Source organism: Kitasatospora sp. NPDC028961 (assembly GCF_055564815.1).
Map to the genome: position 1 here is coordinate 396616 of NZ_JBVHVO010000001.1, position 15679 is coordinate 412294.

The 15679-nt window shown below is 74.6% G+C and carries 11 protein-coding genes; 10 read left to right on the top strand and 1 reads right to left on the bottom strand.

Going from position 1 to position 15679, the window contains the following annotated elements; all coding sequences use genetic code 11:
* The first annotated feature begins 26 nt into the window (after positions 1-26).
* Both ACZ4UX_RS01775 and ACZ4UX_RS01780 read left to right on the top strand, forming a co-directional pair.
* Complete coding sequence (locus tag ACZ4UX_RS01775) at positions 27-416, top strand: TadE family type IV pilus minor pilin (RefSeq protein ID WP_465704891.1); 390 nt, start codon at positions 27-29, stop codon at positions 414-416.
* Entirely contained in the window at positions 404-898 is a 495-nt protein-coding gene (locus ACZ4UX_RS01780) for an Rv3654c family TadE-like protein (RefSeq protein WP_465704893.1), read from the top strand. Before ACZ4UX_RS01775 ends, ACZ4UX_RS01780 begins: the two co-directional genes overlap by 13 nt.
* Here ACZ4UX_RS01780 and ACZ4UX_RS01785 read toward each other — a convergent pair.
* Positions 893-3364 (bottom strand): DEAD/DEAH box helicase, encoded by a 2472-nt coding sequence (locus ACZ4UX_RS01785; protein WP_465704895.1) that lies wholly within the window; start codon positions 3362-3364, stop codon positions 893-895. The two genes, ACZ4UX_RS01780 and ACZ4UX_RS01785, sit on opposite strands and share 6 nt — an antisense overlap.
* 221 nt (positions 3365-3585) lie before the next feature.
* On the opposite strand from ACZ4UX_RS01785, the gene bldG reads away from it, so the two are divergent.
* From bldG to tmk, 8 genes are all read left to right on the top strand, one after another.
* Entirely contained in the window at positions 3586-3927 is a 342-nt protein-coding gene (gene bldG / locus ACZ4UX_RS01790) for an anti-sigma factor antagonist BldG (protein WP_148644090.1), read from the top strand.
* Between the two features lie 158 nt (positions 3928-4085).
* Positions 4086-4502, top strand: a complete 417-nt coding sequence (locus tag ACZ4UX_RS01795) for an ATP-binding protein (protein WP_329488498.1) — start codon at positions 4086-4088, stop codon at positions 4500-4502.
* Positions 4503-4785: 283 nt separating this feature from the next.
* Complete coding sequence (locus ACZ4UX_RS01800) at positions 4786-5154, top strand: cyclophilin-like fold protein (protein ID WP_380382476.1); 369 nt, start codon at positions 4786-4788, stop codon at positions 5152-5154.
* 266 nt (positions 5155-5420) lie between these two features.
* Positions 5421-6149 carry a hypothetical protein gene (locus tag ACZ4UX_RS01805; RefSeq protein WP_465704898.1) on the top strand — a complete coding sequence of 243 codons (729 nt, stop codon included), beginning with the start codon at positions 5421-5423 and terminating at the stop codon, positions 6147-6149.
* A gap of 117 nt (positions 6150-6266) precedes the next feature.
* Positions 6267-7799: a DUF7059 domain-containing protein gene (locus ACZ4UX_RS01810; protein ID WP_329488495.1), complete on the top strand. Its 1533-nt coding sequence runs from the start codon at positions 6267-6269 to the stop codon at positions 7797-7799.
* A 429-nt stretch (positions 7800-8228) separates the two neighbouring features.
* On the top strand, positions 8229-8690 hold the full coding sequence (locus ACZ4UX_RS01815; RefSeq protein ID WP_465704899.1) for a hypothetical protein: 462 nt from the start codon (positions 8229-8231) through the stop codon (positions 8688-8690).
* Between the two features lie 334 nt (positions 8691-9024).
* A complete protein-coding gene (topA, locus tag ACZ4UX_RS01820) occupies positions 9025-11886 on the top strand; it encodes a type I DNA topoisomerase (RefSeq protein ID WP_380382484.1) in 2862 nt (953 codons plus the stop codon).
* 203 nt (positions 11887-12089) lie between these two features.
* Positions 12090-15632: a dTMP kinase gene (tmk, locus tag ACZ4UX_RS01825; RefSeq protein ID WP_465704901.1), complete on the top strand. Its 3543-nt coding sequence runs from the start codon at positions 12090-12092 to the stop codon at positions 15630-15632.
* Positions 15633-15679: the final 47 nt, after the last annotated feature.

Here is a 15679-nt window from a genome sequence, read left to right on the forward strand (position 1 = left end):
CAGCCAGGACGTCCGGGGCAGTCGGGGTGACTCGGCTCCGTCGCCGGGACGCGGGCTTCGTCACCGCCGAGACGGCGGTGGCGATGCCGGCCCTGGTCCTGCTCGCCGTGATGCTGATCTGGGGAGTGCTCGCGGCGGCCGCGCAGATCCGCTGCGTCGACGCGGCGCGGGTGGGTGCCCGGGCGGCCGCGCGTGGCGAGGTGGACGCTGCCGCGATCGCCCAGGCGGCGGCCCCGCCCGGGGCGGCTGTGCGGGTGGCCGTCGAGGCGGACACGGTTCGGGTCACGGTGGACGCGCCCTCGGCGGCCCCGGGCCGGCTCGCCGGCCTGCTCTCGGTGCGGCTCGGCGCGGCCGCGGTGGCGGCGCGGGAGGACACCCTGACGGGCGGCGCGGGTGCGGGTCCATGGCCCTCCTGATCCCTGGGGCGGCCGTGATGGGCAGGGTGGCCAGGGCCCGGGGCGCCCGTGCGTCGGTCGGGCGCCCGACCGACGGCGGATCCGCGACGGTCTGGCTGGTCGCGTTCGCGGTGCTCGGCTGTACGACGTTCGCCGCGGTCCTCTCGGTCGGCGCGGTGGTGGGAGCCCGCCACCGCGCCGAGTCCGCCGCCGACCTGGCGGCCCTCGCGGCGGCCGACCGGCTGCTGCTGGACCTGGACGGCGGGTGCGCCCGGGCCGCCGGGATCGCACGGGCACAGGCGGCCGCCCTGGTGTCCTGCACGGTGGACCGGGAGGCGGACGCCGTCGAGGTGGTGGCAGAGGTGTCGATCGGCCGCCTTCCGGTGGATCTGCCGATCGGGCCGGCGCGGGCCCGTTCCCGAGCCGGGCCGATCCGTGCCGCGGTTGCTGCTACGGCTGCTGCCGCGGACGAGGGCGTCAGTGCGACGGCAGGCGGCTCATGAGCCCTCGGCGGAGGGCTCGGCCGTCCCGGCCCCGGCCCCCGGGTCGCCGTCGCCCTGAGGCTCGTGAGGCGTCCGGCCCCCGTCCCCGTTGCGGTCCCCGTCCCCGTCTCCGTCCCCGCTCGGGGCCTCGGCCCCGGCCCCGGCCCCGTCGGCCGTCGGTGCTCCGGCGAGCAGGATGTCCAGCAGTCGGACGGCGGCTGCCTTGTCCAGCGGTTCGTTGCCGTTGCCGCACTTGGGCGACTGCACGCAGGACGGGCAGCCGCGTTCGCACTCGCAGGCGGCGATCGCCTCCCGGGTGGCCGTCAGCCACTGGACGGCGCGCTGGAAGCCGCGTTCGGCGAACCCGGCCCCGCCCGCGTGGCCGTCGTAGACGAAGACCGTCGGCAGCTCGGTGTCGGGGTGCAGCGGCACCGAGACACCGCCGATGTCCCAGCGGTCGCAGGTGGCGAAGAGCGGCAGCAGGCCGATGGAGGCGTGTTCGGCGGCGTGGGCGGCTCCGGGCAACTGGTCGAGCGGGATGTCCGCGTCGAGCAGCTGGTCCTCGGTGACGGACCACCAGACCGCCCGGGTCCGCAGGGTCCGGGGCGGCAGGTCGAGTTTGGTCTCGCCCATGATCTCCCCGGTGGAGATCCGTTTGCGGAGGTAGCCGACCACCTGGTTGACGACCTCCACCGAACCGAAGCTGAGCCGGCCCTCGCCCCAGGCGAGGGAGGTGTCGGTGGAGAGCACCGAGATGGAGGTGATGTCCCGGGCGGCCGTCGTGTACGGCGGGTCGGCCGGCTCGACCAGGGCGACGGAGCTGGCCAGGTCGAAGTCCCGGACGAGGTAGCTGCGTCCCTGGTGGATGTGGACGGCCCCGGTGTGGACGGTGGTGTGGGCGGCGGAGGCGTCCACGGTGCCCAGCAGCCGGCCGGTCGGAGCCTCGACGATCTGCACCGGGCTGCCACCGCTGCCACGCAGGTCGACGGCGTCGGCGGCGCGTTCGCGGCGGGTCCAGTACCAACCGCCGCCGCGGCGGCGGAGCAGCCCGCGCCGCTCCAGGACGGGCAGCAGCGGGCCCGCGGAGGGGCCGAACAGGTCCAGGTCGCTGTCCCTGAGTGGGAGTTCGGCGGCCGCCGCGCACAGGTGCGGGGCGAGGACGTGCGGATTGTCGGGGTCGAGCACGGTGGCTTCGACGGGCGTGGCGAAGAGCGCCTCCGGGTGGTGCACCAGGTAGGTGTCCAGCGGGTCGTCGCGGGCGATCAGGATGGCCAGGGCGCCCTGGGCCTCGCGCCCGGCCCGCCCGGCCTGCTGCCAGAGCGAGGCCCGGGTGCCGGGGTACCCGGCCATCAGGACGGCGTCCAGACCCGAGATGTCGACGCCCAGTTCGAGAGCGGAGGTGGAGGCGACGCCGAGCAGCCGGCCGGACTGCAGATCGCGTTCGAGGGCCCGGCGCTCGTCGGCGAGGTAGCCGCCGCGGTAGGCGGCGACCCGGTCGGCGAGCGGTCGGCCGAGCTGGTCCTGGGCCTGGAGCGCGACGAGTTCGGCCGCCCGGCGGGAGCGGACGAACACGACGGTGCGGGTCTGCCGTTCGACGAGGTCGGTCAGCAGGTGGGCGGCCTCGGCGGTGGCTGTCCTGCGGACCGGTGCCCCGTGCTCGCCGACGTTCTCGGTGAGCGGCGGTTCCCAGAGCCCGAACACCATCGGACCGCGCGGCGAGGCGTCCTCGGTGACGGCTTCGGCGGGCAGCCCGGTGAGCAGCCGGGCGGTGGCGCCCGGGTCGGCGGTGGTGGCCGAGGCCAGCATGAAGGTCGGGGAGGAGCCGTACCGGGCACAGATCCGGCGCAGCCGGCGCAGCACCTGGGCGACGTGCGAGCCGAACACGCCCCGGTAGCTGTGGCACTCGTCGACCACCACGTAGCGCAGCGTCTTGAGGAAGGAGGACCAGCGCGCGTGCGCGGGCAGGATGCCGCGGTGCAGCATGTCGGGATTGGTGAGCACGTAGGAGGCGTACTGGCGGACCCACTCGCGTTCCTCGGGCGGGGTGTCGCCGTCGTAGAGGGCGGGCCGGACCCTGGGCGGGGCGAGTTCGGCGGCCCGTCGCCGCTGGTCGGCGGCGAGCGCCTTCGTCGGGGCCAGGTAGAGAGCGGTGGCGCCACGGCCGTTGCGGGCCTCGGTCCCGTCCAGCAGGTCGCTGAGCACCGGCGCCAGATAGCCGAGCGACTTGCCCGAGGCGGTTCCTGTGGCGATCACCACAGTATGGCCGCTTTTGGCCAGGTTCATCGCTTCTGCCTGATGGGCCCAAGGACGTTCCACGCCCAGCTCCCGGGCGGAGGCGACGATCTCGGGTCGGATCGAGTCGGGCCAGGGTGAATAACGTGCTGGTCGGGCGGGAAGGTGCTCCGTATGGGTGAGCCGGTCCGACCGCCCCCGGGTGGTGGACAGGGTCGTGAGCAGTGCCTCGGGCAGGCTGTGACGGGGCGGCATGAGGACCCAGTGTGTCACCGGCGTGACGGAGAATCGTCGTAAGCCATCGTGCGGTCATGGTCGCAGGTGGTTGAATGTGGCCGTGACGGCCGTACGGCCGGGGGTCGCAGCGCTGAGGCTCGCCACGCGTGATTGGGCGCGTCCGGGGTACGCGACCATGCGGTGACGGCCGTCCGGCCGAAGATCGCAATGACGTAGCAAGGCAAGGTGCTGGAGGTTCCGTGGACCTGTCCCTGTCGACCCGTACAGTCGGCGATCGCACGGTCGTCGAGGTTGGCGGCGAGATCGATGTGTACACCGCCCCGAAGCTGCGTGAGCAGTTGGTCGAGCTCGTCAACGACGGCAACTACCACCTCGTCGTCGACATGGAGGGCGTGGACTTCCTCGACTCGACCGGTCTGGGCGTGCTGGTGGGCGGTCTGAAGCGAGTGCGGGCCCATGAGGGTTCGCTGCGCCTGGTGTGCAACCAGGAGCGCATTCTGAAGATCTTCCGTATCACCGGCCTGACCAAGGTCTTCCCGATCCACACCTCGGTGGACGACGCGGTCAACTCGACCGACTGACCAGGCCGGGCCGGCCTCGTGTCGACCCGTCCGATCCACGTGTCCGGCGTGCCGGGGCCCCTGTGGCCCCGGCCCGTCCGGGCCCGCCCCGGAGCCGGTGGGACCGGTTCGCAGGGGCCCGCATGCCCGGCCCCGGCCGGACACCCCGAGGGGGAGAGATGGCAACCGTCGAACTTCGATTCAGCGCGCTTCCCGAGCATGTCCGTACGGCCCGGCTGGTCGCCGCGGCTGTGGCAAGACGAGCCGGGGTCGACGAGTCGGTGCTCGACGAGGTCCGGCTCGCCGTCGGTGAGGCGTGCTCCCGTGCGGTCGGCCTGCACCAGCGCGGTGGCATCACCGGTGCGGTCCGGGTCGCTCTCACGGACCAGGAGAAGCGTTTCCTCATCGAGGTCGAGGACGAGGCGGGCCCCGCCACCGTGCCGGCCCCGGGTGCTGCCGAAGGCGATCCGGACGAGGACACCCTGGGTCTCGCCGTGATCACCGGACTGGTGGAGGAGCTGGAGGTCACCAGTGGAGCGAGCGGTGGCCTGATCCGGATGAGCTGGCCGGTCTCGGTCGACGCGATGGCACTCTGACCGGCGACTGCCGACGGCCGGCCGGTCCCTCCCGTCCGGCCGGTTCCTGCTGCCCGCCGACTACGGCGGTGGCCGCTGTCGTGGTCACTCGCACGCCGTTGCGGTCGCGCCGCCGTCGTGACGGCCGACCGGTTGCCGCACAGTCCCTCGCGCCACACCACGGCCGCAGCCGGGGAGTCCACCTGGCGGAAGCGCATTGACAAACTGTTGAATCCAGCGGTTCCCTGCTCTCGGCACGACCGGCCCCGATCGGTGATCGGGTCTGTCGTAGAAGAGGGAACCCATGCGGATTCGCATCCTGTGGCCCGCCGGTCAGGCGCTCGCCACGCTCGCGGCCACCCCCACCGCCCAGGCGCTCTGGGGTGCGCTGCCGATCAGCTCGTCGGCCAGTACCTGGGGCGAGGAGGTGTACTTCGGGACGCCGGTCAGCGTGCCCAGGGAGGATGACGCCCGGCAGGTCGTCGAGCCGGGCACCGTGGCGTTCTGGACGGACGGTGACAGCCTCGCGCTGCCCTTCGGGCCGACGCCGATCTCCCGGGACGGCGAGTGCCGGCTGGCCAGCCCCTGCAACATCCTCGGCTCCCTGGACGGGGATCCCGAAGTGCTGCGCACCGTACGCCCGAACGACCCGGTCAGGGTCGAGCGGGCCTGAACCCGGTCAGCCTGGCCTCGGTTCGCCTGGATTCGGGTCGGCCTGGGTTCGGTCGGCCTGAGTCCCTATCCCGGGCCCGGTCCGCCCGGGCCCGGTACGCCTCCCGTCGTGAGGGCCCCCGAGGCCGGGGAAGGCCGTCCGAAGGAGGGGAGCGACCGATCCAGGCCGGGGAGACCGGTCGGAGCCGGTACGGGCGGGAACCGGGGGCCGGGTGGCGGCCGTGTAGGTTCGCAGTTCGACGACCGAAACCGAAAGGGCTTCTCCCGGTGAACAAGCGACTGCTGGCCGTACCCGCGCTCGGCGCGCTGCTGGCGTTCGGCGCCGTCGGCTGCGGCGACGACAACAGCAAGCAGCTGGAGTCCTGGGCGGCGAACGTCTGCGGCGCGGCCAAGGACCCGATCGCCCAGGCGCAGACCGCTCTGGCGGACACCGGCCAGGTGAAGACCGGTGAGGCCCCGGCCGATCTGCAGAAGCGCCTCTCCGCCGACATCGGGCGGCTGGCCAAGACCAACCAGGAGATCGCCGCCGCCATCGACTCCGCGGGTGCGCCCAAGGTCGACGAGGGCGGGAACCTCCAGAAGGACACCGTCTCCGAGCTCAACAAGGCGGCCGACCTGTACCTCGACGTCCAGAAGAAGCTGGACGCGCTGCCCAACGACGAACAGGCGAAGTTCGCCGACGGGCTGCGCAGCGTCGCCGACCAGGTGCAGAAGCTGGCCTCGCTCTCCACCCAGGCACAGGCCAAGCTGCAGCGCGGCGACCTCGGTGCCGCGATGGCCAAGCAGGAGGGCTGCAAGCCGGGCTCGGCCGCCGCGGCGCCGACCGCCGGAGCGAGCGGGACGCCGACGGCCGGCGGCAGCACCGGCACCCCCGCGCCCGGCGCGACCGACGGCGCGAGCCCGGCGGGCAGCCAGGCCGCGACGGACCCGGCCGCGACCTCGGCCCCGCCCGCCCCCGCCCCCGCCCCGTCCAGCCCCGCGCCCTCGGCGAGCTGACCCGACCGGTCCGGAGCCGGTCCCGCCCGGCCGTGCCCGGCGCGGGCGGGTCGGCCGCCCCGGCGCGGGCGGCCCCGGCGGGGAAGCGGGCCCGGCGGCCGGGGGGACAATGGCGGGGTGATCAGTAGCCCCGTTCTCGACCCGACCCGCCTCCCCAAGTTCCGTGAGGCGCTGCTCGCCGCCGCGTACACCGCCGACGGCTGCCTCGACCTGCTCGGGCCCACCGGCTACGCGGCGCTGGCGCGCAGCGAGGCCGTCCCGGCGCTGCGCGCCACCCGTGGCGGCAGCCCGCTGGAGACGCTGGTGCGGCTGTTCCTGCTGCAGCAGCCCGTGCCGTACCAGGCGGCCGCCGCCGCGCTGCCGGTCGAGGACTGTCTGACCGACGGCTGGCTGCGCGCGGACGGGGACCAGGTGCGCGCCACCGTGGACGTCCGCCCGTACGCCAACGAGGTCTCCGGTCTGCCCAGTTCGGACGCCTGGGTGGTCTCCGACCTGGGCTGCGCGGTCGGCGGCGCGGGCGGGATCGGCTCCGGCGAGACCGCGCACGGCGTGGCCCGCAAGGACCTGGTGCTCGGGGTGGGGGGCGCCTCCACGACGCTGGCCAACATCACCGTGCGCCGCCCGGTCCGGGCCGCCCTGGACCTCGGCTCGGGCTCCGGGGTGCAGGCCCTGCACGCCGCCCGGCACGCGCAGCGGGTCACCGCCACCGACCTCAATCCGCGCGCGCTGCGGTTCACCGAGCTGACGCTCGCGCTCTCCGGCTTCGACAACACCGACGCCGCCGCCGGCAGCCTCTTCGAGCCGGTCGGAGAGCGGAAGTTCGACCTGATCGTCTCCAACCCGCCGTTCGTGATCTCGCCCACCGGCCGCTTCACCTACCGCGACGGCGGCATGGCCGGCGACGACCTCTGCCGCAGCCTGGTCCGCTCCGCCGCCGCGCACCTGGAGCCGGGCGGCTACTGCCAGTTGCTCGCCAACTGGCAGCACGTCAAGGGCGAGGACTGGCACGACCGGCTGGCCGGCTGGGTGGCGGGCACCGGCCTGGACGCCTGGGTCGTCCAGCGGGAGGTCCAGGACGTCGCCCAGTACGCCGAGTTGTGGCTGCGCGACGGCGGTGACCACCGCGGCGCCGGCGGTGACTACCAGGCCCGGTACGGCGAGTGGCTGGATGCCTTCGAGGCGGGCCGGGTCGAGGGCATCGGCTTCGGCTGGATCACGCTGCGGGCGAGCGGCGCCGAGCGGCCGACCGTCCGGGTGGAGGAGTGGCCGCACCCGGTCGAGCAGCCGCTCGGCCCGCACATCGAGGAGTGGTTCGACCGGCAGGACTACCTGCGCACGCACGACGACGCGGGGCTGCTCGCGGCCCGGTACGTGCTGGCCGACGAGGTGGTCCAGGAGCAGGTCGGCGCACCCGGGGCGGAGGATCCGGAGCACGTGATCCTGCGTCACAACCGCGGCATGCGGCGGGCCACCAAGGTGGACACGGTGGGAGCGGGGTTCGCCGGGGTCTGCGACGGGACGCTGTCGGCCGGCGAGATCGTGGACGCCATCGCGCAGCTGCTCGGCGAGGACCGGGTGGTCCTGCGGGACCGGGTGCCGGAGTCGTTGCGGCTCCTCACCGAGCAGGGGTTCATCCGACCGGTCGAGTAACGGCCCCGGAGCTGCCCCGCGGGCCCGCTGCCCGGCCGGCCCGCTGCCTCGCGGGCCGGCCGCCCTGCGGGTCCGCCGCCCCCGGCGCCCGGTCGGCCGCCCACCCGCGGCCGCCCCCCGCTGTCCGTCCGCCACCCGCCGGTGCCCTCGTTCCTTCGGCTCGCGTCGAAGCCCGAAGGCGGCCCCGCCGCGACCTGCCGTGGCTCGAAACGGCCTGCCGTGACCCGGCACGGCCCGGCGCGGTCCGACGGCCCGCCACGGCTCGGCCCGGGCACGACCCGATTCGGTCCGAACGGGCCGGGCCGGGCCCCTGCCGGTTCATCTCCCGGTGTCTCCTGGTTCGCCCGCCGGTCGCCGAACGGCTGTCCCGCGTTGGCCCCGGAATGTGAAGCTCTGTCCACAGGCTGTGGACAGAGCTGGGGGCAAGGGGTGGACACGACGACGGCCACGGCGGGCGGCGCGGTGCTCGCGCTCTTCGGCGGCGCACTGCTGCTCTGGTGCGCGTCCGAAGTGCGCCTTCGCCACCTGGTGCGACGCCGTGGCGTGCCGGCGGTGGCCACGGTGGTCGCCGAGGCCGACGCCCACGGTGAGCTGGACAGCGCACCGCTGCTCTCCTTCTCTGCGCCGGCCGTCACCGGTGCCTCCGGCCCGGGGCGATGCGCCGAGCTGGTGATCACCCGCCCACGCGGCCACACCCCGCTGCGCCGGCCGGCCCGCTTCGCGCCCGGGGCGTCCGTCCGTATCTCCTACGATCCTCGGCGGCCGCTCCGCGCGGTCCTGGCGGCGGCGGAAACCGGCCGGGCGGCGGTGGCCGATCTGCTCTGGACCTCGCTCGGCACCGGCTGCGTGGCCGCGGGGGCGGTACTGATCGCCGCCGGCCTCACGGGCTGAGCCCCGTCCCACCGCCGCTCCGCCCGCCGCGCGGTGTCGATTTTCCGTTGACAGATTTTGAAATCCGTCATTCCATCCTTCGAAACCCGCCGAAGCCCCCCTCCACGGGGCGCGATCCTCCATCATCGGGTTACCGTTCGAGTGGCGTCGGTCGGCCTTGCCGGTGAAAAAGCAGGATCCTTCCGTTTGACAAGGGTGGCCGGGGTACGGTCACACTCCGCTGGTGGGGTCGTCGTGCAGCGGCGCCCCCGGGACGGTGGAGGGGTCGGGCGGAGCGCAGCCTGTGCTGCCGGCGCCGACCAGCTCACGTAACGACCGGGAGAGAAGAGCGAAGGTGTCCCCGAGCAGCGAGACCGCGCACGGACAGCGACTCGTCATTGTCGAGTCGCCGGCCAAGGCGAAGACGATCAAGGGCTACCTTGGCCCCGGCTACATCGTCGAGGCGAGCGTCGGGCACATCCGGGACCTGCCCAGCACAGCGGCCGAGGTCCCGGACAAGTACACCGGCGAGGTGCGCCGCCTCGGCGTCGATGTCGACCACGACTTCGCGCCCATCTACGTGGTGAACGCGGACAAGAAGTCCCAGGTCAGCAAGTTGAAGTCGCTGCTGGCCGAGTCCGACGAACTCTTCCTCGCCACCGATGAGGACCGCGAGGGCGAGGCCATCGCGTGGCACCTCCAGCAGGTCCTGAAGCCCAAGGTGCCGGTGCACCGGATGGTGTTCCACGAGATCACCAAGACCGCGATCCAGGAGGCGGTGGCCAACCCGCGCGAGCTGAACCAGCGCCTGGTCGACGCCCAGGAGACCCGCCGCATCCTCGACCGCCTCTACGGCTTCGAGGTCTCGCCGGTGCTCTGGAAGAAGGTCATGCCGAAGCTGTCGGCCGGCCGCGTCCAGTCCGTCGCGACCCGCCTGGTGGTCGAGCGGGAGCGCGAGCGGATCGCCTTCCGCAGCGCCTCCTACTGGGACCTGGTCGCCACCTTCGGCACCGGCCGCACCCCGGCCGACGCCGCCAACCCGGAGACCTTCGGCGCCCGGCTCTCGGCCGTCGACGGCAAGCGGATCGCCAGCGGCCGCGACTTCGGTTCGGACGGCCGGCTGAAGGCCGGCAGCGTCAACACCCTGCACCTGGACGAGCAGGCCGCCCGGGCGCTGGCCGCCGCCCTGGAGCAGACCTCGTTCGGTGTCCGCAGCGTCGAGTCCAAGCCGTACCGCCGCTCGCCGTACGCGCCGTTCCGCACCACCACGCTCCAGCAGGAGGCCAGCCGCAAGCTGGGCTTCGGTGCCAAGCGGACCATGCAGGTGGCCCAGAAGCTGTACGAGAACGGCTTCATCACCTATATGCGTACCGACTCCACCACGCTGTCGGAGACCGCGATCTCGGCCGCCCGGGCGCAGGTCACCCAGCTCTACGGGGCCGACTACCTGCCGGACGCGCCGCGCACGTACGCCAGCAAGGTCAAGAACGCCCAGGAGGCGCACGAGGCCGTCCGCCCCTCCGGCGACCGCTTCCGCACCCCGGCCGAGACCGGTCTGAGCGGCGACGACTTCCGGCTCTACGAGCTGATCTGGATGCGCACCGTCGCCTCCCAGATGAAGGACGCGGTCGGCCAGTCGGTGACCGTGAAGGTCGGCGGCCGTTCCGCGGACGGCCGGGACGCCGAGTTCTCCGCCTCGGGCAAGATCATCACCTTCCACGGCTTCCTCAAGGCCTACGTCGAGGGCGCCGACGACCCGAACGCCGAGCTGGACGACCGCGAGCGCCGGCTGCCGCAGGTGACCGAGGGCGACCCGCTGTCCGCCGAGCAGCTCACTCCGGAGGGCCACGCCACCAAGCCGCCGGCCCGCTACACCGAGGCCTCGCTGGTCAAGGAGCTGGAGGACCGGGAGATCGGCCGCCCGTCCACCTACGCCTCGATCATCGACACCATCATCGGGCGCCGCTACGTCTTCAAGAAGGGGACGGCGCTGGTGCCGTCGTTCCTCTCCTTCGCCGTGGTCAACCTGCTGGAGAAGCACTTCGGCCGGCTGGTCGACTACGACTTCACCGCGCGGATGGAGGACGACCTCGACCGCATCGCCGCGGGCGAGGCGCAGTCCGTGCCGTGGCTGAAGCGCTTCTACTTCGGTGAGGGCGAGGGCCACGCCACCGGCGGCGCCGCCGAGGCCGGCAACGGCGACGGCGACCACCTGGGCGGTCTGAAGGAACTGGTCACCGACCTCGGCGCGATCGACGCCCGGGAGATCAGCTCGTTCCGGATCAGCGACGACCTCACCCTGCGGGTCGGCCGGTACGGCCCGTACGTCGAGCGCGCCTCCACCGTGGAGGGCGAGCCCGGCCGGCGCGCCGACATCCCGGACGAGCTGCCGCCGGACGAGCTCACCGTCGAGCTGGCCGAGGAGCTGCTGGCCAAGCCCAGCGGCGACTTCGAGCTCGGCCAGGACCCGGTCAGCGGCAACCAGCTGGTCGCCAAGGACGGCCGGTACGGCCCCTACGTGACCGAGATCCTGCCCGAGGGCACGCCGAAGACCGGCAAGAACGCCGTGAAGCCGCGGACCGCGTCGCTGCTCCAGTCGATGTCGCTGGACACCGTCACGCTCGACGACGCGCTGAAGCTGCTGTCCCTGCCGCGCGTGGTCGGTCTCGATGAGGAGGGTGTGGAGATCACCGCGCAGAACGGCCGCTACGGGCCGTACCTCAAGCGCGGCACCGACTCCCGCTCGCTCACCAGCGAGGAGCAGATGTTCACGGTCACCCTGGAGGAGGCCCTGGCCATCTACGCCCAGCCCAAGCAGCGCGGCCGGGCCGCGGCCGCGCCGCCGCTCAAGGAGCTGGGCACCGACCCGGTCAGCGAGCGTCCGGTGGTGGTCAAGGACGGCCGGTTCGGCCCGTACGTCACCGACGGCGAGACCAACGCGACGCTGCGCAAGGACGACGAGGTCGAGACCATCACTCCCGAGCGCGGCTACGAGCTGCTGGCGGAGAAGCGGGCCCGCGGGCCGGTGAAGAAGACGGCCAAGAAGGCCCCGGCGAAGAAGGCGGCGGCCAAGAAGACCGCCACCAAGAAGACCACCACCACCAAGACGGCCGCAGCCAAGACCACGGCCAAGAAGACGACGACCAAGGCCGCCGCGAAGAAGACGGCGACCAAGAAGGCCGCCGCGAGCAAGACCGCCGCCGTCGACGAGGGCTGACCCTCCACCAGCGGCACCGGGCCCGCGCCCTCTTCGGAGGCGCGGGCCCGAGGTCTGTGGGCGACCGGTGCGCGGCGCGGTGCGCGAGCACCTCCGGCGCGGAGTGGCGAGCGTGTGCGCGGCGCGTCACAACCCTGCAATGACGGGCATCCGGAAGCCCGCACCCCTCTTTTCCGACCGGTGCCGACCGCTACGCTGACCGTATGACGAGCGAGGAGCAGCCCACCCCCGGCACCGGCGGTGCCGCCAGAGCCGGCACGCCCGACCTGCCGGAGGTCGCGCCCGCCGGAACCCCCGGTGAGCGCGCCCGGGCACTGTTGCGGCTGCGCCCCTACCGCCGCCTCTGGACCACCCAGCTGATCGGCGGCACCGCCGACCGGCTCGGGCTGCTGGTGCTGCTCGCGCTGACGGTGATCGCGGCCGCCCTCGGCGGGCAGTTCGGCGACCTGCCGCGGAGCCTCGCCTTCGCCGTCGCCGCGGTCTTCGCGGCCCGGCTGGCCGCCACCCTGCTGGTCGGCGCCGCCCTGCTCGGCCCGGTGCACGGGCTGCTCAGCGGCCGCCTGGACCGGCGCTGGACGCTGCTCGGCGCCGACGCGCTGCGGGCCGTGCTGATCGGCGTCGCGCCCTGGTGGATCGTCTGGCTGGGCTCCGACTCCGGGCCCTCCGGCGCCGCGACCTACGTACTGCTCGCCACCGTCTTCGTGACCGGTGCGGCCGAGCGGGTCTGGGCGATCGCCAAGGGCGCCGCCGTACCCGGCCTGCTGCCGCCGGCCAACCCCTTCGCGCCCCCCGGGGAGCAGCGTCCGTCCGCGGCCAACCTGGAGAGCGTGCGGACGCTGGACCGCCGCACCGGCTGGGCCACCGTGCCGCTCGCGGCCGCCGTGCTGGTCGCGCTCACCCTGGTCAACAACGTCTTCGCGGCCCTCGGCTCGGACTGGCTGCGCGTCCACCAGACCACCTTCGCGGCGCTCGGCGCGGCCGCCCTGTTCACGGTCTCGGCCGTCCGGGCGTACCTCCAGCAGCTGCCCGGCGGTCCGACGGTGGCCCCTCCGCACTCCCCGCTGCGGAGCCTGCGCGCGCCGACCGACGCCACGCCCGGCCCCGCGCTGAGCAAGGGCCGCACCGGCGCCGCCCCCTACTTCACCTTCTCGGTCGCCGCCGCCTTCGCGTCGATGGCGGGCGTCGCGGCGCTCGCGCTGCTGACCGCCGCCGAGCACCGGGCCGGGCCGATCGGCTACGGCCTGCTGGTGCTCGCCGCCGTCGGCACCCCGGCGCTCGGCTCCCGGCTCACCCGGGCCACCCTGCCCGCGCTCTCCCGCCGCCGGCTGCTCGCACTGGCGCTGCTGACCGAGGGCGTCGCGCTGATCCTGGCCGGCCTGGTGCTGGACTTCGTCCTGGTGCTGCTGCTGACCGTGCTGGCTGGCCTGGTCGCCGGGATCGTCGTCTCGGCCGGGCGCTCGCTGCTCGCCCAGGAGGTCGAGGAGGCGCGGCTCCCGAAGGTCGACGAGCACCTGTACGCGGTGCTGCGGGCCGTGGTGGGCGGCGCGCTGATCGTCGTCCCGCTGATCGCCGCTGCCTACGGCGAGGTCGAGTACGGCACGCTCGAGCCCGGCTCGTTCACCTTCATCCACGGCGGCGCGGCCCTCGCGGTGGCCACCGCCGGGCTGCTGACGCTGGTGCTCGCGGCCGTCGTGCTGCTCAAGACCGACGACCGGCGGGGCACCGCCCCGTTCGGCCGGGACCTCGTCGACGCCGTGCGCGGCGCCGCCGGTCCGGCCCCGCACCGCACCACCGGTACCGGCTTCTTCATCGCCCTGGAGGGCGGCGACGGCGCCGGCAAGTCCACCCAGGCCCAGGCGCTCGCCGAGTGGATCCGGGGCAAGGGCCACGAGGTGGTGCTCACCCGTGAGCCCGGCGGCAGCCCGGTCGGGCAGCGGCTGCGCGGCCTCGTCCTGGACGTCGGCAACACCGGTCTGTCGCACCGCGCCGAGGCGCTGATCTACGCCGCCGACCGGGCCGAGCACGTCGAGAACGTCATCCGCCCGGCGCTGGCCCGCGGCGCGGTGGTCATCACCGACCGCTACATGGACTCCTCGATCGCCTACCAGGGCGCCGGGCGCGACCTGGCCGCCACCGAGGTGGCCCGGATCTCGCGCTGGGCGACCGGCGGGCTGGTGCCCGACCTGACCGTCGTCCTCGACGTCGACCCGACCAAGGCCCGGGAGCGGTTCACCGAGGCGCTGGACCGGCTGGAGTCCGAGCCGACCGAGTTCCACCAGCGGGTCCGGTCCGGCTTCCTCTCGCTGGCCGCCGCCGACCCGGCCCGGTACCTGGTCGTGGACGGCAGCCAGCAGCCCGGCTTCGTCACCACCGCGATCCGCCACCGGCTCGACCGCGAGCTGCCGCTCTCGGAGCAGGAGAAGGCCGCCCGGGCCGAGCAGGAGCGGCTGGCCCGCGAGGAGGCCGAGCGCCGCGCCGCCGAGGAGGCCCGCCGGCGCGCGGCCGAGGCGGAGGCCGAGCGCAAGCGGTTGGAGCTGCTGGAGCAGCTCCGCGCCGAACAGGCGGAGAAGGAGCGGCTGGCCAAGGAGGAGGCCGAGCGGGTCGCCGCCGAGGCGGCGCGCAAGGCGGCCGAGGAGGCCCGGCGCGAGGCGGAGGAGGAAGCCCGCCGGCGGGCCGAGGAGGAGGCCAGGCAGCGTGCGGCCGAGGAGGCCCGGCTCGCCGCCGAGGCCGCCGAGCGCCGGCGGCTCGCCGAGGAGGCGGCCGCCCAGGCGGAGCTCCAGCGGCAGCGTGAGCTGCAGCGCGAGGAGCAGCGCCGGCGCGCGGAGGAGGCGCTGCAGCGGGCCGAGGAGGCCCGGCTGGCGCAGGCCGCCGCGCTCGCCGCGGCCGCTGCCGCCGCCGAGAGCGCGGCGGACCGGGCGGACCGGCCCGCTCCGCCGGCCGACGACGTGACCACCGAGCTGCGGATCGTGCCGGAGCCCGAGGACGCGACCCAGGAGATCTCCGAGCGGGACCGCCGGGCGGCCGTCCGGGCGGCCGAGGCGGCCGGCGCCGCGGGGGCCGGTGGCGCTCCGGCGTCCCGGGCTCCGGAGGCCGACGCGACGACGAAGCTGCCGGTCGTCCCCACCGCTCCGGCGGACGAGACGGCGGTGCTGCCCCGAGTCCCTTCGGCGGATCCCGACCGGTCGGGTGCCGGGCGGCGCGACCACGCCGACCGGACCGAGGTGCTGCCGCGGGTCGAGCCGACCCGTCCGGCGGACCGGACCGAGGTGCTGCCGCGGGTCGAGCCGACCCGTCCGGCGGACCGGACGGAGGTGCTGCCGCGGGTGGAGCCGACCCGTCCGGCGGACCAGGTGCCGCCGGGCCTGTGGCGCGAGGAGCGGAACGCCCGGGGCGGACCGGCCGGCCCGGCCGGGCGGGAGACGCCGGTCGACAGCACCCGCGAGCTCCCGGCGGTGGAGGAGCAGCCCGCGGCCGAACCGCGCCCCCGGCCCTCCTGGGCCGAGGAGACGCCGATGGACGACCTGCCGAGCCTCACCGACACCCTGCTGGGCTCGCGCGACGAGTGGGCTCGTTGGGAACAGGGCGGCCCCGCCGACCCGGCGCCGCAGGACCCGCGCGGTGGCGCGGCCGCTCCTCCGGCCGACCCCGGCGGGCCGGAGAGCCGTGGCAGGACGGACGACCGGGGCGGGTCGGACGACCGGGGCGACGGCAAGGGCAAGGGCCGGCGCTGGGGGCGCCGGAGCTGACTCGGCCCCGGCCCGCACGGTCCCACGCGGCCTGGTGGGCCGACTCG